The sequence below is a fragment of the Providencia sp. UF-224 genome (assembly GCF_058245955.1).
Genome location: NZ_JBSICC010000004.1, coordinates 18,093 through 40,525 on the forward strand (window position 1 = coordinate 18,093; position 22,433 = coordinate 40,525).

At 43.3% G+C, this 22,433-nt stretch carries 21 protein-coding genes; 13 read left to right on the forward strand and 8 right to left on the reverse strand.

The window, feature by feature from the left end; translation table 11 throughout:
* Positions 1–193: 193 nt before the first annotated feature.
* The 3 genes from ruvC to ruvB all read left to right on the forward strand — a co-directional run bounded on the left by ruvC (position 194) and on the right by ruvB (position 2,500).
* Positions 194–715, forward strand: a complete 522-nt coding sequence (ruvC, locus tag AC4IFO_RS05425; RefSeq protein WP_206084169.1) for a crossover junction endodeoxyribonuclease RuvC — start codon at positions 194–196, stop codon at positions 713–715.
* A 140-nt stretch (positions 716–855) separates the two neighbouring features.
* Positions 856–1,473 carry a Holliday junction branch migration protein RuvA gene (gene ruvA, locus AC4IFO_RS05430; protein ID WP_219248376.1) on the forward strand — a complete coding sequence of 206 codons (618 nt, stop codon included), beginning with the start codon at positions 856–858 and terminating at the stop codon, positions 1,471–1,473.
* Between the two features lie 16 nt (positions 1,474–1,489).
* Positions 1,490–2,500, forward strand: a complete 1,011-nt coding sequence (ruvB, locus tag AC4IFO_RS05435; RefSeq protein ID WP_490732466.1) for a Holliday junction branch migration DNA helicase RuvB — start codon at positions 1,490–1,492, stop codon at positions 2,498–2,500.
* Between the two features lie 57 nt (positions 2,501–2,557).
* Here ruvB and znuB read toward each other — a convergent pair whose 3' ends face one another.
* Positions 2,558–3,343 carry a zinc ABC transporter permease subunit ZnuB gene (znuB, locus tag AC4IFO_RS05440; protein WP_490732468.1) on the reverse strand — a complete coding sequence of 262 codons (786 nt, stop codon included), beginning with the start codon at positions 3,341–3,343 and terminating at the stop codon, positions 2,558–2,560.
* Entirely contained in the window at positions 3,336–4,103 is a 768-nt protein-coding gene (znuC, locus tag AC4IFO_RS05445) for a zinc ABC transporter ATP-binding protein ZnuC (protein ID WP_490732470.1), read from the reverse strand. Before znuC ends, znuB begins: the two co-directional genes overlap by 8 nt.
* A 76-nt stretch (positions 4,104–4,179) precedes the next feature.
* On the opposite strand from znuC, the gene znuA reads away from it, so the two are divergent.
* From znuA to AC4IFO_RS05465, 4 genes are all read left to right on the forward strand, one after another.
* Positions 4,180–5,139, forward strand: a complete 960-nt coding sequence (znuA, locus tag AC4IFO_RS05450) for a zinc ABC transporter substrate-binding protein ZnuA (RefSeq protein WP_490732472.1) — start codon at positions 4,180–4,182, stop codon at positions 5,137–5,139.
* Positions 5,140–5,159: 20 nt separating this feature from the next.
* Entirely contained in the window at positions 5,160–6,497 is a 1,338-nt protein-coding gene (gene mepM, locus AC4IFO_RS05455) for a murein DD-endopeptidase MepM (RefSeq protein ID WP_490732474.1), read from the forward strand.
* A 120-nt stretch (positions 6,498–6,617) separates the two neighbouring features.
* Positions 6,618–7,592 carry a lauroyl-Kdo(2)-lipid IV(A) myristoyltransferase gene (lpxM, locus tag AC4IFO_RS05460; protein WP_490732476.1) on the forward strand — a complete coding sequence of 325 codons (975 nt, stop codon included), beginning with the start codon at positions 6,618–6,620 and terminating at the stop codon, positions 7,590–7,592.
* A gap of 161 nt (positions 7,593–7,753) precedes the next feature.
* Complete coding sequence (locus AC4IFO_RS05465) at positions 7,754–8,182, forward strand: DUF7832 domain-containing protein (RefSeq protein WP_490732478.1); 429 nt, start codon at positions 7,754–7,756, stop codon at positions 8,180–8,182.
* A 48-nt stretch (positions 8,183–8,230) separates the two neighbouring features.
* Here the strand turns inward: AC4IFO_RS05465 and AC4IFO_RS05470 are convergent, their stop codons facing one another.
* The 4 genes from AC4IFO_RS05470 to AC4IFO_RS05485 all read right to left on the reverse strand — a co-directional run bounded on the left by AC4IFO_RS05470 (position 8,231) and on the right by AC4IFO_RS05485 (position 13,942).
* A complete protein-coding gene (locus AC4IFO_RS05470; RefSeq protein WP_490732480.1) occupies positions 8,231–9,091 on the reverse strand; it encodes an ABC transporter substrate-binding protein in 861 nt (286 codons plus the stop codon).
* Positions 9,092–9,102: 11 nt separating this feature from the next.
* Positions 9,103–11,235, reverse strand: coding sequence for a TonB-dependent receptor (locus AC4IFO_RS05475; RefSeq protein ID WP_490732482.1), 2,133 nt, complete (start codon positions 11,233–11,235; stop codon positions 9,103–9,105).
* Between the two features lie 219 nt (positions 11,236–11,454).
* Complete coding sequence (gene pyk, locus AC4IFO_RS05480) at positions 11,455–12,897, reverse strand: pyruvate kinase (RefSeq protein ID WP_206084183.1); 1,443 nt, start codon at positions 12,895–12,897, stop codon at positions 11,455–11,457.
* Between the two features lie 199 nt (positions 12,898–13,096).
* Entirely contained in the window at positions 13,097–13,942 is an 846-nt protein-coding gene (locus tag AC4IFO_RS05485) for a MurR/RpiR family transcriptional regulator (RefSeq protein ID WP_490732484.1), read from the reverse strand.
* Between the two features lie 470 nt (positions 13,943–14,412).
* On the opposite strand from AC4IFO_RS05485, the gene zwf reads away from it, so the two are divergent.
* Positions 14,413–15,888: a glucose-6-phosphate dehydrogenase gene (zwf, locus tag AC4IFO_RS05490; RefSeq protein WP_206084185.1), complete on the forward strand. Its 1,476-nt coding sequence runs from the start codon at positions 14,413–14,415 to the stop codon at positions 15,886–15,888.
* Between the two features lie 75 nt (positions 15,889–15,963).
* On the opposite strand, the gene pdxK is transcribed toward zwf, so the two are convergent.
* Positions 15,964–16,812, reverse strand: a complete 849-nt coding sequence (gene pdxK / locus AC4IFO_RS05495) for a pyridoxine/pyridoxal/pyridoxamine kinase (protein WP_490732486.1) — start codon at positions 16,810–16,812, stop codon at positions 15,964–15,966.
* 633 nt (positions 16,813–17,445) lie between these two features.
* On the opposite strand from pdxK, the gene mdtJ reads away from it, so the two are divergent.
* Together mdtJ and mdtI are read left to right on the forward strand one after the other, a co-directional pair.
* Positions 17,446–17,874, forward strand: a complete 429-nt coding sequence (gene mdtJ, locus AC4IFO_RS05500; RefSeq protein ID WP_206084191.1) for a multidrug/spermidine efflux SMR transporter subunit MdtJ — start codon at positions 17,446–17,448, stop codon at positions 17,872–17,874.
* A gap of 1 nt (position 17,875) precedes the next feature.
* Entirely contained in the window at positions 17,876–18,208 is a 333-nt protein-coding gene (mdtI, locus tag AC4IFO_RS05505; protein WP_042843883.1) for a multidrug/spermidine efflux SMR transporter subunit MdtI, read from the forward strand.
* A 163-nt stretch (positions 18,209–18,371) separates the two neighbouring features.
* Here the strand turns inward: mdtI and AC4IFO_RS05510 are convergent, their stop codons facing one another.
* A complete protein-coding gene (locus tag AC4IFO_RS05510) occupies positions 18,372–18,719 on the reverse strand; it encodes a RidA family protein (protein ID WP_110591678.1) in 348 nt (115 codons plus the stop codon).
* A 151-nt stretch (positions 18,720–18,870) separates the two neighbouring features.
* Between AC4IFO_RS05510 and yoaA the strand changes: the two genes are divergently transcribed.
* The 3 genes from yoaA (at position 18,871) to AC4IFO_RS05525 (ending at position 22,395) form a co-directional block, all read left to right on the forward strand.
* Positions 18,871–20,793, forward strand: coding sequence for a DNA repair helicase YoaA (gene yoaA, locus AC4IFO_RS05515; RefSeq protein WP_490732489.1), 1,923 nt, complete (start codon positions 18,871–18,873; stop codon positions 20,791–20,793).
* Between the two features lie 90 nt (positions 20,794–20,883).
* The gene (gene tsaB / locus AC4IFO_RS05520; protein ID WP_490732491.1) at positions 20,884–21,582 is read left to right on the forward strand and encodes a tRNA (adenosine(37)-N6)-threonylcarbamoyltransferase complex dimerization subunit type 1 TsaB; all 699 of its coding nucleotides are present in this window, start codon (positions 20,884–20,886) and stop codon (positions 21,580–21,582) included.
* A 216-nt stretch (positions 21,583–21,798) separates the two neighbouring features.
* Positions 21,799–22,395, forward strand: a complete 597-nt coding sequence (locus AC4IFO_RS05525) for a Slp family lipoprotein (protein WP_490732493.1) — start codon at positions 21,799–21,801, stop codon at positions 22,393–22,395.
* Positions 22,396–22,433: the final 38 nt, after the last annotated feature.

Consider the following 22,433-nt stretch of genomic DNA (forward strand, 5'->3'; position numbering starts at 1 on the left):
CGCGTAGAGAAAGCGGGCTGACGCAGCCTGTTTTCTCTAACGCCTTTGTTTTTTCTTCTTCTATACTTTTTGTATATCCCTTGCTTAATACGAAGAATCAAATAGCTATTTAATTGAAATAGATAGTATTATGCTGCTAAGTAATATAATGAATAACGAGTAATAAATATTAAGAGGCACAAATCGATTCTTTATGGCAATTATATTAGGAATTGACCCCGGTTCTCGCGTCACCGGTTATGGCGTCATTCGCCAACAAGGTAGACAATTACTGTATTTAGGCAGTGGCTGCATCCGCACACAAGTTGATGATTTACCAAGTCGTCTGCAACGTATTTATGCGGGGGTCTCGGAAATTATCACCCAATACCAGCCAGATGTTCTTTCAATCGAACAAGTTTTTATGGCTAAAAATCCAGACTCAGCGCTCAAATTAGGCCAAGCTCGCGGGGTGGCGATTGTCGCAGCGGCAAATTTAAGTATTCCAGTATTTGAATATGCGGCTCGCCAAGTAAAACAAACGGTTGTTGGCACTGGTGCGGCTGAGAAAAGCCAAGTACAACATATGGTTAAATCTATACTTAAGCTATCCGCAAATCCGCAGTCTGATGCCGCGGATGCACTGGCGATCGCGATTACGCACTGCCACTTTAATCAGAACTTATTAAAAGTGGGCGATCCACGTTTGGTCTTAACGCGTGGCCGGCTAAGGTAGAGTTTGTCCGAAAGCCGATGGTATGAAAACAAATAGCTTGCAACTGGATATGCATCCAGCATTTTTTGTGGTATAAACAGCACTATTAATAACAGTTGGCTAGATGAGTTTGACTTTAGGCCATAATAGAGGAATTCAATGTGATTGGTCGTTTACGTGGCATCGTATTAGAAAAGCAACCACCAATAGTTTTATTAGAACTGCAAGGCGTAGGCTATGAAGTCCATATGCCAATGACGTGTTTCTATGAATTACCTGATATTGGCCAAGAAGCGATTGTTTTCACTCATTTTGTTGTGCGCGAAGATGCCCAATTACTGTACGGTTTTAACGATAAGCAAGAAAGAGCGCTGTTTAAAGAGTTAATTAAAGTGAATGGTGTCGGGCCAAAGCTTGCATTAGCCATTCTCTCTGGTATGTCTGCTCAACAATTTGTCTCTGCTATCGAACAAGAAGCCATTGCCTCATTGGTTAAATTACCGGGGATCGGCAAAAAGACAGCTGAGCGCTTAGTTGTTGAAATGAAAGACCGTTTCAAAGGGTTGAATGGTGACTTATTCAATCAAACCAGTGATATCAACTTACCCGATGTTAATAGCAAAGTACCAAGTACTGCTGATATCGAAGCAGAAGCGGCGGCTGCATTAATTGCATTGGGCTACAAGCCACAAGAAGCTAGCCGTATGGTGAGCAAAGTCGCGAAACCGGGCAGTGATTCGGAAACATTGATCCGTGATGCCTTACGTGCAGCACTCTGACTAAGAGGCCATTAAGATGATTGAAGCAGATCGCCTAATTACCGCTGAAGTTTTACAGTCGGATGAAGAAGCCATTGATCGTGCGATCAGACCAAAACTACTTAGTGAATATATTGGTCAGCCGCAGGTGAAAGATCAAATGGAAATTTTTATCCAAGCAGCCAAAATGCGGGGCGATGCGCTTGACCATCTATTGATTTTTGGCCCCCCAGGGCTCGGTAAAACGACACTCGCTGGTATTGTTGCTAACGAATTAGGTGTCAATTTACGAACCACCTCAGGGCCAGTGCTGGAAAAAGCGGGTGATTTAGCTGCTATGCTAACTAACCTTGAGCCCCATGATGTGCTTTTTATTGATGAAATCCACCGCCTTTCACCCGTTGTTGAAGAAATTCTTTATCCTGCAATGGAAGACTACCAATTAGATATCATGATTGGTGAAGGGCCCGCTGCGCGTTCTATCAAAATTGACCTCCCACCCTTTACCTTAATTGGCGCTACAACACGAGCAGGGTCGTTGACTTCTCCATTGCGTGACCGCTTTGGCATAGTACAGCGGCTCGAATTTTACCAAGTTGCGGATTTACAATATATTGTCAAACGCAGTGCTCAATATATGGGGCTTGATATAACGGAAGAAGGGGCGATGCAAGTCGCGATGCGTTCTCGTGGTACCCCACGTATTACAAACCGTCTTTTACGCCGTGTACGTGATTTCGCGCAAGTTAAAGGGGATGGTTCAATTGATGGGCTCATCGCAAATCAAGCTTTGGATATGCTCAATGTGGATGCGGCGGGCTTTGATTATCTAGACCGTAAATTGCTTGTGGCGATTATCGATAAGTTTATGGGGGGGCCTGTTGGTGTCGATAACTTGGCCGCAGCCATTGGCGAAGAGCGCGAAACTATCGAAGATGTTTTAGAACCTTATCTAATTCAGCAAGGTTTTATTCAGCGTACCCCTAGAGGGCGAATGGCGACAGCACATGCTTATAATCATTTTGGTTTAACACCAAAAGAAGTTTAATAAAAACGCCATTGTTCAAAATAAACAATGGCGTGAATTAAACGTGGGGTTCACCAATTAGTTTTTTGCTTTAACGGTTAAACTCAGCACAAATAAAATGGCAGAAACCAGGACGACAGAAGGGCCTGCTGGTGTGTCATAAAATGCAGAAAATGCTAACCCACCCGTGACAGATATCATGCCAATTAATACCGCGACAAATGCCATTTGCTCTGGTGTACGGGCAAAACGGCGGGCGGTTGCCGCTGGAATAATTAATAGCGAAGTAATAATTAGCGCACCCACAAACTTCATGGCAATACCAATGGTTAATGCGGTTACTAACATGAGTAATAAACGCAAGCGTTGGATATTGATGCCATCGACAAAAGCAAGCTCAGGGCTAACGGTTATGGATAAAAGCGCCCGCCAACGATAAAAAAGCAATCCGCAAACGACAATCACACCAATAAATATCGTGATAATATCTTCATAGCTAACGGAAAGTAGGTCGCCAAATAAATATGCCATCAGGTCAACGCGGACATTTGCCATTAAGCTGACAACCACTAAACCAAGTGATAGTGAGCTATGTGCCATAATTCCGAGTAATGTATCAACGGCGAGTTGTGGGCGTTTTTCGAGCCAAACTAAAATTAAGGCAAGTAAAAGTGTAACGGCAATAACAGCATAAAACGGGTTGATATTCAGTAATAACCCAAAGGCAACACCCAATAAAGATGCATGCGCTAAAGTATCGCCAAAATAGGACATGCGTCGCCAAACCACGAAGGAGCCTAAAGGCCCCGCGGCGACAGCAAGTAACATGCCTGCTATCCAGCCAGGTAATAATAACTCAATCATGCTTGCAGTCCTTGCTGTGTTGGTGGCCGTTAATAATATTACCTTCTAAATCATGTTGGTGGTTATGTTGATGACGATATACCCCCAGTTGTTGCGCGCCACGGTAGCCGAACATAGCAACAAATTCAGGATGGTTGGATACGACATCAGGCGCACCAGAGCAGCAGATATGGCCATTAATACAGAGAACTTTATCTGTTTTAGCCATCACTAAATGTAAGTCGTGGGAAACCATAAGCACGGCGCAACCAAGCTCTGATCTTAATTGGTTAATTAAATCATATAGTGCAACTTGGCCAGTTATATCAACACCTTGCGCTGGCTCATCAAGCACAAGAAGGTCAGGTTTATTAAGCAACGCACGAGCTAATAAGACTCGCTGCGTTTCACCACCCGATAATTTTTGCATCGGTTGGTCTAGAAGGTGAGTGGCTTTAACACGCTCAAGTGCAGGCAATAAATGTTCTTGGCGAACCCCGAGTTTAAGTAGCATAAAACGCTTCACCGTTAAGGGGAGCGTGGTATCTAGATGGAGCTTTTGCGGTACATAACCAATAGCAAGTGACGAGGCGCGTTTAATTGTGCCTGATGTCGGTGGAAGTAGCCCTAGAACGACACGTACTATGGTTGATTTTCCTGCACCATTTGGCCCTAAAAGCGTCACGATATCGCCTTTATTAAGTTCAAAGGAGACATCTTTGAGGACCTGCTTTTCGCCAAATGAAACAGAAATTTTATTTAAAGTCAGTAATGGTTGCATATGAAAAACATCTTGCAGAAATCATGTTGTGTTATATTATAACATTTCAAAATTAAAATCACGGAAAAAGACTGCTATGATACATAAATCGAAACACATTGCTCGCAAATTTATTTTTGGGGCGGTGGCAACCTCCGTATTAAGTGCGACAATGGCGTCTACTGCGAATGCAGATGTCGTTACATCAATTCGCCCATTAGCTTTTATTGCATCCGGTATTGCTGATGGCGTGACAGAGACGCAAGTTTTACTGCCAGACGGCTCATCACCCCATGATTACGCATTAAAACCTTCTGATTTGAAAAAAATTAAACAAGCTGACTTATTCGTGTGGGTAGGACCTGATATGGAAATGTTTTTACAAAAGCCTATCAATACGTTACCTCAGAATAAACGTCTGGCATTAGCGGAACAAGCAAATATTAAATCACGACTTATGGCCGAGTCACATGAAGATGAACACGATCATGAACATGCTGATGAAGCTAATCATGACAAGGATCACGAACATCATCATCATGGTGAGTATAATATGCACATCTGGTTATCCCCAGAGATAGCAAATTTCGCCGCACAGGACATTCACGATCGCTTAGTAGAGCTTTATCCTGACCAAAAAGATAAGCTAGACGTAAACCTTCGTAAATTCAGAGAAAATATGACGCAAAATGATCAAAAAATTGCTAGTATTTTACAGCCAGCTATGAATAAGGGTTATTTTGTTTTTCACGACGCCTATGGTTACTTTGAAAAACACTATCAGCTCGCCCCTTTAGGGCATTTTACGATAAACCCAGAAATACAGCCTGGTGCGCAGAAATTACATCAAATACGAATACAACTGGTTGAGCATAAAGCACAATGTGTTTTTGCTGAGCCACAATTCAGGCCTGCTGTGATTGAAAGTGTAGCACGTAATACGGGAGTCAAAATGGGAACTCTCGACCCACTCGGAATTGGGCTGGCTCTTGGACCAGATAGCTACATGAAGTTTTTGACACAATTGTCAGAACAATACGCCAGCTGCCTGAATTAAAAATAGAAGGAATTGTTTAAGTGCAGCAAATGGCCAAAGGTCTGGCTCAGGTATATGGTAGCCTGTCTAGAACTCACAAAATTGTGTTAAGTACACTTACAGTCGCTACCATGGCCGTCGCAATTTGGCGGCCAGTACATATTCCAACCACTTCTGATAATGATGGTACACCTGATACCATCATTCCTCTTGCATTATTACCCTCTACAGATGCCACAGATGACATTATCCAAGATAGTAGTGATCAACTGCCTGATGAAGGTGTGGCTGATACGGATGCAGAAGCGGACGAAGCTGGTGGTGATACAACACCGCTAGCTCATGAATATGTTGTTGCGAGTGGCGATAATTTAACAACGATTTTAACTCAGTTTGGTATCGAAGCTGGGGATGTTGCAACACTTTCAAATCAACATAAGTCATTAAGAAATTTAAAGATTGGCCAAACGTTAAATTGGTCTTTAACGGAGCAAGGCGAATTAGAATCGTTAACATGGGAAGTGAATCGCCGCGAAACGCGGGTATTTAACCGTGTAGGCGCGACAAATAAATTCGAAGAAGTTAAGCAGGTTCGTACAGGTGAATGGACTAACAGTGTCTTAACAGGCACCGTTGACGGTTCTTTCGCACAAAGCACCAGTAAGGCAGGTTTAACTCGTAATGAAGGCCGTGAGGTTATCAAGGCTCTGCAATGGCAAGTGGATTTTCGTAAACTGAAAAAAGGCGATAAATTCAGTGTATTAATGAGCCGTGAAATGCTCAATGGCCGCAGTGAACAAAGCCAGCTTGTTGGTGTGCGTTTGCAAACCAATGGCAAAAGTTATTTTGCGTTCCGAGCTGAAGATGGTAAGTACTATGATAGCGAAGGAAATGGCTTAGAACGTGGTTTCTTGCGTTTTCCAACCGCTAAACAATTTAGAGTTTCCTCTCAATTTAACCCTCGCCGTGTTAACCCTGTAACAGGTCGGGTTGCCCCCCATAAAGGTGTCGATTTTGCGATGCCAGTTGGAACACCCGTTTTAGCTGTTGGTGACGGCGAAGTAATTGTATCGAAATACAGTGGTGCGGCAGGAAACTTCATTGCTATTCGCCATGGTCGCCAATACACCACTCGATATATGCACTTACGTCAATTACTTGTTAAGCCAGGTCAAAAAGTCAAACGTGGTGATCGCATCGCATTATCAGGCAATACAGGGCGTTCGACTGGGCCGCACTTGCATTTTGAAATGTGGGTGAATCAGCAAGCGGTTAACCCTTTAACTGCTAAACTACCAAGTTCAGGCGGGTTAACAGGTAAAGAGCGTAAAGAATATTTAGCATTAGTTAAAGAAACAAAACCTCAACTGAAGCTGTAATATATTCTTCTTCTTCTTCATAACTGGCAGGTACTTGTATCTGCCAGTTTTTTTTGAAATGCTTCCATAAATCATTATTTTAAGCTATAAAAATATAGCCATTATTCACTTGAGTGCAGTATGAATAAAGATAAAGACACAGACAGTAAAAAAGGTTATGTGCCAACATTCCACCGTTCCTATTTATTGCCTAAATATTGGGGCGTTTGGTTTGGAGCTGCAGTATTTGCAGGCCTTGCTTATGTTCCTGTTAAAGTGCGTGATCCCGTGCTGGCGAAAATAGGTAAATGGGTAGGGCGGATAGCGAAAAGTGCCCGTCGCCGTGCGAAAATCAACTTACTTTATTGCTTCCCTGAATATACAGAGGAACAACGAGAAGATTTAGTTGACCGCATGTTTGAAACTGCTCCCCAATCTTTTGTTATGTTGGCTGAGTTATGTATTCGTGGCGCAAACAAAACACTGGCTCGCACACATTGGCATAACGAAGAAATCATTCTTCAGTTACAGGCGCAAAAAAGCAATGTAATTTTTATGGTGCCACATGGTTGGGCGGTGGATGCGCCTGCGATGTTATTAGCCGCCAAAGGGCAGCAAATGGCCGCGATGTTTCACCACCAGAAAAATCCTGTTGCTGATTATCTGTGGAATAAAGCACGTTATCATTTTGGTGGCCGCCTTCATTCACGGGAAGCGGGTATAAAGCCGTTTATTGCATCGGTCAGGCAAGGGTACTGGGGCTTTTATCTTCCAGACCAAGACCATGGTGAAGAGCACAGTGAATTTGTCGATTTCTTTGGTACATACAAAGCCACACTCCCTGCCATTGGGCGTTTAATGAAAGTTTGTAAGGCGAAAATTGTTCCATTATTTCCAGTGTATGACCATAAAACGCATCAGCTACATATCTATATTCGTGAACCTATGGATGATATCGATGGTAAAGATGATGAATACATCGCACGTAGAATGAACGAAGAGCTTGAATTCCTTGTTTCACCAAATATAGAGCAATACACCTGGATCCTAAAGTTATTGAAAACCCGCAAAGAAGGGGAAATAGAGCCTTACCAACGTAAGGATTTATATCGATAACTGTGTAAAATAAACACATAAAAGCCACCACACCATGTGGTGGCTTTTTATACAAAACAATGAAAATTCGTCGCGTTATTTCCTAATTTCCTATCTATTAAATGAATTGAACCCTGTATAGTAATCTTCGTTGATAAATAATAATGAAGGCGTGAAAAGCAATGGCAATTGATCGTATGGATTGGCACTATGGCGGCGATTACCCTGAAGGGCTCCCAACTGAAAACGGTGGAACACACATCGGTTTTTACCTTACGTGGATTATTCAAAATGATTTAGTGGGCGAGTTTCACCTTGAAGAGTCAGAGGATGAAATTGCGTTAGTTAAATCGCGTAAATTGGATGGCCGCGAATTTTTAATGTCTATGTGTGATGAAAAATTCATCAGTGAAGATTTAAATGATGAAGGTAACGAATTCACTGAATTCTATTACGCTGCGGAAGAAGGTGGGTATTTCGATGATTATGAGCGCGTTTTGCAAGGCGAGCTCCCTTCTACATATCATGTCGAAAACAGCTGGGAAAATTACGATAAAATCGCTGCGGTGATCAGCGATGCTTATGCAAAATGGAAACTAGCGAAGTCTTGAAAGCAGGGATAGGGTATAGGCAGCCAATTCTAGCTGCCTTTTGTGTAACTACTTGTCTATGTCAGCATAAGGCCAAACGGGATAAAATAATGGCCTGCCATCATTGACTACACCATCGTAACTAGCTAAAAAAACTTGAATTTCTTGACTTAATAGAAAATCGGCAAGTGCTTTAGCCCCTTGATAATTGACGTTCGGGTGACGAATGGGATTCGTTTCCATAACAATATATGGCCGGCGCATAGTCGGATCTTGGTCAACAAGAATAGCCATTTTATCGTTAGCTTTCCACTTTCCAACATAGACTGGCATTCGCCCTGTAATAATGTAAGCATTGCGGTCAGCGACCTGTTGCAGAAAATTCGGCCCACCACGTAAATCATCCTTTAGCACCCAATCACCAACAGGTTTTACGCCTGCTTTTCGCCATAAGTTATGTGCCATTTCACGAGGGCCTATCCCTTGAAAATCGATCCAAGGTGACTGAGTATTGGCAATTTTTGCTAAAGCCGCAGCGCCATCCTTCATGCCTCGAATACCCGCAGGATCAGAACTTGGCCCCCAAATAACAAGGTCGTTGCGTGTCCATGGACGCATGTTGATACCATGACCATCAGCAACGAGATCTGTGGTAATATCCCCTGAGTGCATAGTCAGTAAATCAACATTGCCAAGCTCAATAGCTTCTTTAAGTTCAGGGCGCTCACCTGATATGACCACTTGAACTTCATAACCTGTTTTTTCCTCAAAACGCTGAGCAATTTGGCGCCATAAATCAGCGTAAACCATGCCCCCAATAACGGCCACTCGCACGGTTTTTTCTTGTGTAGGCTGCGCAATGCTGTGCAATGGCGTTAAAAATATAAGCATTGCCAGCAATAATAATGAACGTCTAGTTTGTCTTAACATATGTATTTCCATCAAAATTCAGTTTTTACTTGGAAGAACCATTCTCTGCCTGGACGAGGGAAGTTCAGTGCTTGCTCGTAGTCTTTATCGAAGAGGTTTTTGACGGTAAATTGCCAAGTGACAGGTTTCCATGGTGAAATGCCAGACAAGCTGAAATCCACTAATTGATAATTATCTAACTTAACGGGTGTTTGCGTTTTACCTTGATATTGCACGCTATCCCAAAATGATTGCGCTTGGATAGAGGCATGCATATCGAGAGGTAAATCTGCGTTTAATCCAATGGCTACACTGTGTTTTGGGCGACCTTGCAAAGCAGATTTTGAGTTATCATTCCCTTTATTTTTGGCTTTTAACCAAGAATAACCCACAGTTACGTCAATACCGTCGGTGATAACGTAGCTCAAGTCTGTTTCGATACCTTGAAAGCGGTAGTGATCAAAGTTTTCATAACGTTCACCAGTGTCAGTCGTTGCTTTCTCGATATAATCATAAATATCGCTTGAATATAGGCTTAAATGCAGTTGTAGATCCGTAAAAATGAGTTGCTCTAAACCAATCTCATAATAGTTAGAGGTTTCTGGTTTTAAAGATGAGTTACCAAACTCAGTTTCATATAACTGGCGCAGATCAGGGTAACGAACACGATGAGATGCAGAGCTATATAAGCGTGTATCTTCAGCAGGGTACCAAAAAGCAGAAATTTGCCCAGCATAATCAACACTGTTAGCGGGATTATTGTGGTAACCACCTCCACCAACTGCAATTCCATAGGTTTTTACGGGGTGATATTGATATTCTACTACCCATTCTTGCTGGTCAATTGTGCGATGTTGGTTTTCAGTCCCACATTCGCCCGTGCAGCGCCAGTTGTCTTGGAAAATACGTAATCCATTAGTGATTGTATGATTTTCTTGTGAGTAAACCCATTGCAGGTTACCACCATAGCTTTGACTAACAGTGCGCTGATCACCAGGGAAAGCATAATGTTTATAATGGATATCTCGGGCTTCACGTGAGTACCATGTATAGCCACGCAATGTATTTGCATCGGTTAATTGTGTATCAAATGTAGTTTGAATATTGTAATGCTCTGAAGGGTTAACACGCTGATATTTATTATTTTGTTTAGTATTATTGTTAGTTGGCACTAAGGCGTTATGAACAGCGTTGTTACCACCGCCATTTCCACCGCCGTTACCACCACCATTTCCACCGCCGTTTCCACCGCCGTTTCCGCCGCCGTTTCCACCGCCATTTCCACCGCCGTTTCCACCGCCGTTTCCGCCGCCGTTTCCACCGCCGTTTCCACCGCCGTTTCCGCCGCCGTTTCCGCCGCCGTTTCCGCCGCCGTTTCCACCGCCATTTCCACCGCCGTTTCCACCCCGATTTAATTTATCGGGTACACCCCAATTATCTCGATGATAATCGATATTAAGTCCAAGTTGAGTGAGTTCAGTCGCTTGCCAACTTAACGAGGTCGATATTGCATGGCTTTTACTATCGCTATTTTCTCGTAATCCTTTGCCTTGCTGGTTTAAGGGATCAAAATGACTAGACATAGGGAATCCATTACGGCTATCGAAAACATAACTCGCGGTGTATCCAAGTGAATCGGTTATACCTGAAGTACTGCCACTTAAATTATAATGTTCACCATTCCCAGCGCCCAGAGAAACGCGTGTTTTTGGAGTATATTGCCCATGAGTAATCACATTGATCACACCACCAAAGCCGCCCGCACCATATAACAGTGAACCTGAACCTCCTTTGATGATATCGACGCGTTCAATTTGTTCTACTGGGATCAGTTGTGGGTCAAATTGGCTATTCCATGCATTATTTTGAGGGACACCATTGACTAAAAATGTGATGTGACGAGACTTATATCCCCGAATATCAAGTTGTGGGACACCTTGTCCACCGTAACGTAGTTGAATACCAGGGGTGTTTTGTAAAACATCTGCTAGGTTCAAGCTGCCTTGTACTTCCATCATTTCTTTACTGATAGAAAGAGATGTGGATGTCATGGCCTGCTGGTTTGGCATCGTGGAGTTTACCACGATGACATCTGAGACATTACTTAAAGAAGCCAATGAAAAAGGGGAGAAGAGGAGTAGCGCCAATGAAGAACGACGGTGCATTGCTATGTTTCCTTTATTATTTTAATAAGTAAATATTGTCGCCATTACAGCGAAAAGAACGAGAGGGATTGATGATACCGATCAAACTAGCGTTATATAAGATTTAATATATCGAATTTTGGCACAATGTTATGGTTTCATTATGACTTAAGGTCGAAAAAGGAAATTAAAAAAGGAGATAGGCAAAAGAACCCCGCTCGGTTGAGCGGGGTGGGAAGATTATTCGACTTCTAAGATACGACAAGTGTTAGTGCTTCCGACTGTACCCATTAAGTCACCTTGGGTCACGAGGACAATATCACCACTCATTAAATAGCCGTTATCACGTAAACGCGTAACTGCTTCCGCCGCAGCTTCAATACCATCAGTGTGTGTGCTACAGAACACAGGGGTAACACCACGATACAGGGAACATTGGTTCAGTGTTTTTTCATGGCGCGACATAGCAAAAATAGGCAAGCCAGAGCTGATGCGGGACATCATCCGTGCTGTACGGCCTGATTCAGTCATCGCAATAATCGCTTTCACGCCTTTCAGGTGGTTAGCAGCGTACATCGTTGACATCGCAATGGCTTCTTCTGGGCTACTGAATTCAGCATCTAAACGGTGTTTAGACACGTTTAAGCCTGGCATTTTTTCTGCACCAAAACAAACTTGTGCCATAGCGGCAACGGTTTCTGCTGGGTATTGGCCTGCGGCAGTTTCGGCAGATAACATTACCGCATCTGTGCCATCTAATACCGCATTTGCCACGTCCATGACTTCTGCACGGGTTGGCATTGGGTTAGTTATCATCGACTCCATCATTTGGGTTGCAGTGATAACCACGCGGTTTAATTGACGTGAACGGCGGATCAGTTTTTTCTGAACCGCGACAAGTTCTGGGTCACCAATTTCTACGCCTAAGTCACCACGAGCGACCATCACAACATCAGAAGCAAGGATAACTTCATCCATCACTTGGTCGTTTGCGACGGCTTCTGCACGCTCAACTTTTGCGACAATTTGGCATTCACAACCTGCATCGCGGGCTAAACGGCGTGCGTAATCTAAATCTTCACCAGAGCGCGGGAAGGAGACGGCTAAGTAGTCGACGTTAATTTTCGCTGCGGTTTTGATGTCTTCTTTATCTTTGTCAGTTAATGCTTCAGCGGAAAGGCCACCGCCTAATTTATTGATACCTTTGTTATTTGATAATTGACCACCCACAGTTACTTCAGTAAAGACTTGCAAACCTTGTACTTCACGGACTTTTAATTGAACGCGCCCATCATCGAGTAGCAGGATATCGCCAGGAACAACGTCAGCAGGTAACCCTTTATAGTCGATGCCGACTTTTTGCTGGTCACCTTCACCTTTGCCTAAGTTGGCATCAAGAATGAATTTATCACCGATATTTAAGAAAACTTTACCGTCTTTAAACGTAGAAACACGAATTTTTGGACCTTGTAAATCACCGAGGATCGCAACATGGCGACCTAAACGAGCGGCGATTTCACGCACTTTATTAGCACGTAATTGATGGTCTTCTGGAGTTCCGTGGGAGAAGTTAAGGCGAACAACGTTGGCACCTGCATTGATGATTTTTTCGAGGTTATTATCACGATCGGTAGCTGGACCAAGGGTTGTAACAATTTTAGTTCTTCTAAGCCGTCTAGACATGTATGACTCCGTTGACCTGTAATGGCGTTGATAAAAGGGTGAAACCATTTCACCCCATTTCGAAACCTGTTTACTGCAAATAGGGATGCTGACACGAACACAGCTATTATATACTGCGAATTTCTTAATGCTATCAGGTCTGTAAAACTATTAAAGCCCGATAAGCATAGAAAGACACTTTATCCTGCCAGTTTTAGCTTTAGACGTTATCAAACCGCGAATCACGCAAGGCTTCTTTGACGCGCTTCAAGTTATCTCTAAATTTTTCACCTCTTCTTAACGTAAACCCAGTTGTTAAGACATCAATAACAGCAAGTTGTGCCATTCGAGAAACCATTGGCATGTACATATCAGTATCTTCTGGGACATCAATAATGATAGACAACGAAGCGGCTTGTGCCAGTGGAGAGTTTTCTGAGGTAATTGCGATGACAATTGCGTCATTTTGTCTCGCCAATTGAGCCATATCGACAAGGGCTTTGGTTCTTCCTGTGTGGGAAATCAACACAATCACATCCCCTTCAGTACTATTCATACAGCTCATGCGCTGCATGACAATATCATCAAAATACATGACAGGAATATTAAAACGGAAAAACTTATTCATCGCATCGTGTGCCACGGCAGCGGAGGCACCAAAACCAAAGAAACTAATTTTTCGAGCTTGAGTGAGTAAGTCAACAGCACGGTTAACCGCGCTGATATCGAGGGTATGCTTCACATGGTCAAGCCCCGCCATCGCAGACTCAAAAATCTTGTGCGTGTAGGTGTTTACTGTATCCGTCTCTTCTATATGGCGGTTAACGTAGGGCGTGCCATTAGCAAGGTTTTGGGCAAGGCGAAGTTTAAAATCTGGAAAGCCTTTGGTGTCCATTTTCCGGCAAAATCGGTTAACGGTAGGTTCACTGACATCAGCTAATTGTGCAAGAGCTGCGATACTGAGATGAATAGCGCGCTGTGGCATCCCTAAAATCACTTCAGCCACTTTTTTCTCCGATTTACTTAAAAAATCGAGGCTGGTTTTCATTTGTTCTAAAATATTCATATAGCAAAAGCGCCTATTTCATCAAAAGGAGAAATTTTTCTGCCATCACGCTATGTTATGTTTGATTATAGCTTGCTGTCGTGAGGCAATCACTTAGAGTGAAAATATACTATGTAGGGTAAGTAGACTATCTGAATGCGGGTGATCAATGGCAGCTTTTTTATGAAACTTTGAAGCGTATCTAATTTTCACCTCAGTAAGTTGGGTACTTTTTTTGTCATTTTATTTCAGAAGCTGGCTCCTTTCAGTTTTTGAGTAAGTTTTATGGGTAGGATGGCATAAAGTGTATAATGACAGTTAAGAACAATGATATGCTGCTTTTTTCAGCATAAAAACTGTGATCAGTATCATGAAGATTTACTGAACACCAGCAACAGGGTACATTAGCGGAATTAGGGCTAATTTTAACAAAATTACAATAAGGTCTATCCTAGTTAGGCCTTAGATTCCGCAAATTGAGGAGAACCAATATGGCGGTACATAATGCTGCTCAAGCTTGTGACTTAATTATTTTCGGTACCAAGGGAGACCTCGCGCGTCGTAAGCTGCTTCCTTCTTTATATCAGTTGGAAAAGGCGGGTTACATCCACCCTGATACCCGAATCATCGGTGTAGGCCGTGCAGATTGGACACAAGCTGATTATGTCGAATTCGTTAAAGAAGCGTTAGACAAATTCTTAAAAGAAGAACTCGATTCAGCATTGTGGGAAAAACTCAGTGCCCGCTTAGATTTCTGTAATTTAGACGTTAACGAAACAGACAGTTTTGTGCGTTTAGCGGATATGCTAAAGCAAGACTCACATCCTGCGATTCATTACTTTGCTATGCCGCCGAGTACATTCGGTGCCATGTGCCAAGGCCTTGGCCACGCAAAATTAAACAAAAAACCAAACCGTGTGGTAATGGAAAAACCATTAGGTACCGATTTGGAATCTTCCCAAGAAATCAATAACGAAGTGGCAAAATACTTTGATGAAAGCCAAGTTTATCGTATTGACCACTATCTGGGCAAAGAGACAGTTTTAAACTTATTAGCGCTGCGTTTTGCAAACTCGTTATTTATTAATAACTGGGATAATCGCACTATCGACCACGTGCAAATTACCGTTGCAGAAGAAGTTGGAATTGAAGGTCGTTGGGGTTATTTTGACCAAGCAGGTCAAATGCGCGACATGATCCAAAACCACTTACTGCAAATCCTGACCATGATTGCCATGTCCCCACCTGCGGATTTAACTACTGACCGTATTCGTGATGAAAAAGTAAAAGTGCTGCGTTCATTACGTCGCATTGACCATACAAATGTGCGTGAAAAAGCGGTTCGTGGGCAATATACATCTGGTTTTGTTCAAGGTAAAAAAGTGCCAGGCTACCTTGAAGAAGAGGGCGCTAACAAGCAGAGCATGACGGAGTCATTCGTTGCACTGCGTGTGGATATCGACGATTGGCGTTGGGCAGGTGTACCTTTCTATTTACGTACAGGTAAACGCCTACCAGCAAAATGTTCAGAAGTAGTTGTTTACTTTAAAAAACCTGCGCTGAATATTTTCTCAGAAAGCTATCAAGATTTACCACAAAACAAACTGACTATTCGTTTGCAGCCAGATGAAGGGATTGATATCGAAATTATGAACAAGGCGCCGGGTCTTGATCATAAACACCGCTTACAAACCACAAAGCTGGACTTAAGTTTCTCTGAAACGTTCAACCAAACTCACTTGGCTGATGCCTATGAGCGCCTGTTGCTTGAAGCAATGCGGGGCATTCAAGCGTTATTCGTTCGTCGTGATGAAGTCGAAGAAGCATGGAAATTTGTGGACTCCATCATGGATGCATGGGCGATGGACAACGAAGCACCAAAACCATACCAAGCAGGTACGTGGGGGCCAATTGCCTCTGTTGCAATGATTGCCCGCGATGGTCGTTCTTGGAATGAGTTTGAATAAGCGATAACTAAACGCGATTTATTGATAAAAGCCAAACCGTCGAGTTTGGCTTTTTTTATGGCTCATCGAAATAAGTTAAAGCACTAATTCACTGCGACCCGTTGCCACCATATGGATGATCCCTTGTTCGATACGTAAACATGCCATTTTTGCGGCATCAGGGACGGATAGGCCAGCAAGGAGTTGTGCCGTCAGTTCCGCCCCAAATAAATCACCTGTTCCCTTTGGCGTGACAGGGTAACGTTTATGGCGGATCACGGCAACATCATCTTTCGTCACACAGACCACTTCAATATTATCGTCATCAGGTTGGAAGGCACTGGTAATAATGACCCATTGTGTATGGCCTTTTAATAAGCTGCGAGCGGCAATAATCGCTTCGTCTAAGTCATTAACCTGCTGCCCACTTAAGGTCATCAATTCGAATTTATTCGGGATAATGCCTGTTGCTAATGGGATCACTTTGTCACGATAGACATCCGCAATTTCAGGTGGAATATAAAAACCGCTATCTTCATCTCCCATTACTGGGTCGACAATGACTGGTAATGTAGGGCGCTGTTCACGCACTTTTTCCAGCCAATCTGCTAAATCCCGCGCTTTGTCTGGTGAACCTAAATAACCCGTTAGAATTGACCTGACGGAGTCTAAGCTACCGCGTTCCACAAAACCGTTTAAATAGCCCCGAAACCATTCCCCCGGTAATTCACCACCATAGCAGGTTGGATAGTGAGGAGTATTACTTAATACGACGGTTGGAATTGCAGCGACACGTAAACCTTGCTTGGTCAGCGCGGGAACGGCGATACTGTTTCCTACACTGCCATAAATCACTTGGGATTGAATAGATACGACATCATAAGGGAGTGGCGTTGCGTCTGCGGCATTTTGAAAGCTATTGGAGGTTAGGCTGAAGGTGTTCATGTCTCTCTCTTTGGTGTAACTCAATCATATGGTTACTATAAGAAGCTTGTTCCTTTAGCTTGTCAATGTGAAAGATCAAACAGCGCACGCATTGGGCTAGCAAAGTCAAAAAAGTGGTAAAAATAAATTTTTTTATTAAAAAACACTAAAAGAAAATGTCGAAATAACGGTTGGATATTCGGTTGAAGCTTGATGGCTCTAGGGTTAGTTAGCATATTAATGAATAAGTATGCATATTTTTATGCAATATAAAAGGTGTTTGTATTCATTGACTTAATAAAAAAGGCATGCTAAAAATATGCTGTAATCAACTATCAACATGAGGGTTCGGAGTAAATTGGGTGGATGTCCGCCTGATGAAAAGAATAAGATATCATGCTTAGCTCAACTAGCGGCAAGATCAGCAAGTCCCAAAAAAGAACGACACACAGGCTTTTCCTTTCAGCTATCCTTTCCAGTGAACACTACTGGTGTGGTGCATTATAGCGTCTCTCTCGAATATTCATTTCGCTGAATAAAATCAGCATCGTATTGTTTTTATTTGAATTTTCAACAACTGCGTTAACGCTTTCTGTTTGCATGATCTGTACAAAAAACAGGCTGTGACGCGGCTGTATATAGAGAGATATTATAATGATTTATTGGATATTTTTAATATTAGCTATCGTAACTGAAGTTATTGGTACCTTATCAATGAAACACGCCAGTGTGAGCGGCGATTTCACCGGTATGGTGGTCATGTACGTGATGATAGCCACTTCTTACATTCTTCTTGCTATCGCGGTAAAAAAAGTCGCATTAGGTGTTGCTTACGCACTTTGGGAAGGTATCGGTATTTTGTTTATTACTACCTTCAGCGTTATGTGGTTTGGCGAAACCTTGTCACCAATGAAAATAGGTGGATTAGTATTACTGATCACCGGTATTGGTCTGATTAAATCAGGAACCAAAAAAGCAACAGTTCGCGGATCGGCTCAAAAAGTAAAACAAGCCACTCAACATGCGGTCAACGCAGCCAAATCAAGTGCTTTAGTTGGACGCGAAGCTAAGTCGGAGGCGTAATATGGCCAGTCATTTTGAATGGTGGCATGCTGCGTTTTTGATCCTAGCCGTTGTATTGGAAATCATTGCGAATATCTTGTTAAAAATGTCGAATGGCTTTAAACGATATTGGCTTGGGATCCTCTCGCTAGTAGCCGTACTGGGGGCATTTAGCTCTCTCGCACAAGCGGTAAAAGGTATTGAGCTATCCATCGCTTATGCGCTCTGGGGGGCATTTGGGATCATCGCAACAGTGGCAGCAGGGTGGATACTGTTTAACCAACGGCTGAATTATAAAGGCTGGGGTGGAATAGTGTTGCTGTTGTTAGGTATGGTGTTGATTAAGATGTCCTAATACGCGTTATATTTTGTGCTGTAGCGTTGTTGGCTGCACTTGCTAACCCAAGTCACATACTACTGTATGCTCCTTGGGATTAGCGCGATTGCCGCCTAGCTACACCACAAACAAAAAAGGGCTTACCAAAAATGGTAGCCCTTTTCTCTATGAGGACGTTGGCTTAATCAATTGCCGCAACAACTTTGATTTCAACTTTGTATTCGGGTTTCATCAGTAGGGCTTGAACCGTACAACGAACAGGTGCGCTACCTGCGACAACCCATGCATCCCATGCTTGGTTCATTCCCGCAAAGTCCGCTTTATCCGCAAGGAAAATAGTGGCATCAAGAATTTTACTCTTATCAGAACCGACACGCTCTAACATCACGTCAATAGCGGCTAATGTATTCGCGGTTTGAGCGACAATATCCGCATCCAAATTTTCGGGAACACTGGTGTAATAAATCACATTATTGTGAATAACAGCTTCAGACCAACGATTATCGGGGTCAATACGTTTAATAGTCATAATTATTCCTTATTATTTATTCTGTTCAAGGATAGCAGCTTGCGGACGGGATGAAAATCGCTTGATCAATGAAACCATAATTAGAACAGCACAGAGGAATAACTCATGGTAAAGTGAGCGTCTTATTTTTGCTGACAAATAGGTTTTTGTAGTGCACGACGACTTTTCTGCTGACGGCTTCTTGGCTAAAACAATTTCAGGCTTTCAACCGCGTGCCGCGCAGGTGACGATGTCTAATGCAGTCACAGAGGCCATTGAACAACAACATGTTTTAGTTGCAGAAGCGGGTACTGGAACAGGGAAAACCTATGCGTATTTAGTACCAGCGCTAAGAAGCGGTAAAAAAGTGATTGTTTCCACGGGGTCAAAAGCACTGCAAGATCAACTTTATCACCGTGACCTGCCAACGATTATTAATGCGATGAATTACACCGGGCGCACAGCTTTACTAAAAGGGCGCTCGAACTACTTGTGCTTAGAACGGTTAGATCAGCAATCACTAGGTGGCGGGAGCTTAGAGCCGGAAATTTTATCCGCCGTGGTGCGATTGCGCAGTTGGTCTATTGAATCTGAGCTAGGTGATACCAGCACTTGCCATGATATTGCAGAAGATAGCCCAGTTTGGCCGCTAGTCACTAGCACCAACGACAACTGCCTTGGTAGTGACTGCCCGCGTTACCAAGAATGTTTTGTGTTAAAAGCGCGCCGAAAAGCGCTAGAAGCGGATGTCGTGGTGGTTAACCATCACTTGTTTATGGCGGATCGTGTCGTTAAAGACACTGGGTTTGGGGAGTTGATCCCGCAAGCCGATGTCATGATCTTCGATGAAGCCCACCAAATTCCTGATATTGCTAGCCAATATTTTGGGCAACAACTCAGTAGCCGGCAGTTACTCGATCTTGCTCGCGATATGATAATGACCTATCGCACGGAATTGAAAGACCAAGTTCAACTGCAAAAAAGTGCGGATAGACTGACACAGAGTACTTTAGATTTTCGCTTGAATTTGGGGGAAAACAGTTTCCGTGGCAATTTGCGTGATTTATTAAAACTGAATGAAGTTCAGCGTGCCTTAACCTTGCTCGATGATTCCTTAGAACTTTGTTATGAAGTCATAAAAACGTCGTTAGGGCGTTCCCAAAGTTTAGACTCTATTTTTGAGCGCGTGACTATTTACCGTAACCGATTGAATCGTTTAAAAGATGTCACCATTCCCGGCTACAGTTATTGGTTCGAAAGTTATGGACGTCATTTTTTACTTGCGTTAACGCCCCTTACAGTTGCAGATAAATTTAGCGAAATGATAGCGGGTACGCCAGCGAGCTGGGTGTTTACCTCTGCGACGCTGTCTGTGAATGAAAAGTTGAGCCATTTTACGGATCGTTTAGGGCTCACTAAAGCAAAAACGTTGTTGTTAGCCAGTCCTTTTGATTACGAAAGCCAAACGATGCTGTGTGTCCCGCGTTTTCTGCCTGAACCAAATCAACGGGGTAGCGCGCAGAAGTTGGCAACCATGTTGCGGCCGTTGATTGAAAAAAATCAGGGGCGCTGTTTTTTTCTCTGTACGTCTCACTTAATGATGCGAGAGCTGGCTGAAGAGTTCAAAGCCTCGTTGACCCTGCCTGTGATGATGCAGGGGGAAAGCAGCAAAAATAAATTACTTGCACAGTTTATTGCCGCAGGTAATGCGGTGTTAGTCGCGACGAGTAGCTTTTGGGAAGGCGTAGATGTGCGTGGTGATGAGTTAACCTGTGTGATCATCGATAAACTCCCCTTTACCGCACCCGATGACCCACTATTAAGAGCGCGTATTGAAGATTGTGAACTACGCGGTGGTGATCCATTCGCGGATGTGCAATTACCTGATGCGGTGATCACCTTAAAACAAGGGGTGGGGCGTTTAATTCGTGATACCAGTGATTACGGGGTGATAGTGATTTGCGATAATCGCTTAGTCACGCGTCCTTATGGTGAAGTATTTTTGCGCAGCTTGCCGCCATCACCACGGACACGCAGCTTAACCAAGGCGATAAATTTTCTCGCGGAAAAAAAGGCACAGGCCGCCGCGAAATAACTGCGTGTTTTTCTGCAATCCTGTCGGCGGTTTATGCTACTATAAGCCGCATCTTTCAATTGAAATCTGTTAATTTGCCGGAGTTTAGGCATGTCGAGTCGTATTCTTGCTGTCGATACAGCAACTGAAGCCTGTTCTGTCGCACTATTATGTGGTGATGACATTATCTCACGTTTTGCTATTTCACCTCGCGAACACACGCAAAAAGTTTTACCGATGGTCGAGGAAGTGCTAGCAGAGGCGGGTGTCACTTTAAATCAACTAGATGCACTCGCATTTGGCCGCGGGCCGGGAAGTTTTACCGGTGTGCGTATTGGTGTGGGCATTGCTCAAGGTTTAGCACTCGGAGCTGATTTACCGATGATTGGCGTGTCATCGCTGATGACCTTGGCGCAAGGGGTATTTCGTACAACCAACCAATCAAACGTGCTGGTGGCGATAGATGCCCGTATGTCTGAAATCTATTGTGCACAGTATTCACGTACTGCTGAGGGTGTTTGGCAGGGCGAAGAAACAGAAGCTGTCTTATTACCTGATGACTTTAAAACCAAATTTGCTGGTATTTCAGGGCAATGGAGTTATGCAGGAACAGGGTGGGAAGCATATCCATCATTACTAGACGGTTATGAATCTCTCAATAACAGCCAAATAACCCTGCCTGCTGCACAAGATATGCTGCCTATTGCTGTGGAATTATGGCTTCAAGGTAAAACCGTTGCAGTTGAAAATGTGGAGCCGACCTATTTACGTAATGAAGTGACGTGGAAAAAACTTCCAGGCCGCGAATAAGTCTAACGACAAAACCATTAAAATAAACAGGCTATTTTTCACAAATAGCCTTTTTTTGATGGATAAAAAAACACATCGAATCCTTCATAAATATAGGATATGATTAATAAGTATCCTATTTACATCTATCCGATTTAACATATCGTGTCTTCTTTGCTACAGACTATTTTAAACCGTATGACCTGAATTTATACTGTTGCTAATCGGAGGTAGTCTATGAACATTGAATTAAACTGCCGTAATGCACTGAAAGGCCTTTTTATTGCAAGCGTATTAGCACTAACCGGGTGCGTTTCGATACCTGCATCAATTCAAGGGTCAGTGAAAAATCCAGCAGATAGCTTAACATCTGTACAAAATGCACCTGAAATGTATATTGGTCAGGAAGCGCGCTTTGGCGGTAAAGTACTCGCCGTGGCGAACGAGCCTACCCGGACGCGTTTAGAAATTGCGGTGATGGCACTAAGTAAATATGACGCTGCGCCTGAACTCAATGCGCCATCTATTGGCCGTATTTATGCCTATATTAATGGCTTCCGTGAGCCAAGCGACTTTACGAACCGTTATGTGACTGTTGTTGGGAAAATTACCGGAGAACAGCAGGGGAAAGTTGGGCAAGTTCCTTATAAATATGTCACTTTAGATGTGACAGGCTTCCAACGTTGGAATGTCGCACAAAGCGTGATGATCCCACCATCAGGCCCATGGGGCTACGGCTATTATGGTGACCCGTACTACTATAATCACCCTTGGGGTTATGGTTACGGTTATCCGGGAGGCCCTGCACAAGTCCATACCTACCTAACTGAATAATCATCAATTTCTGTTAAAGCTGGCATTCATGTACTGAA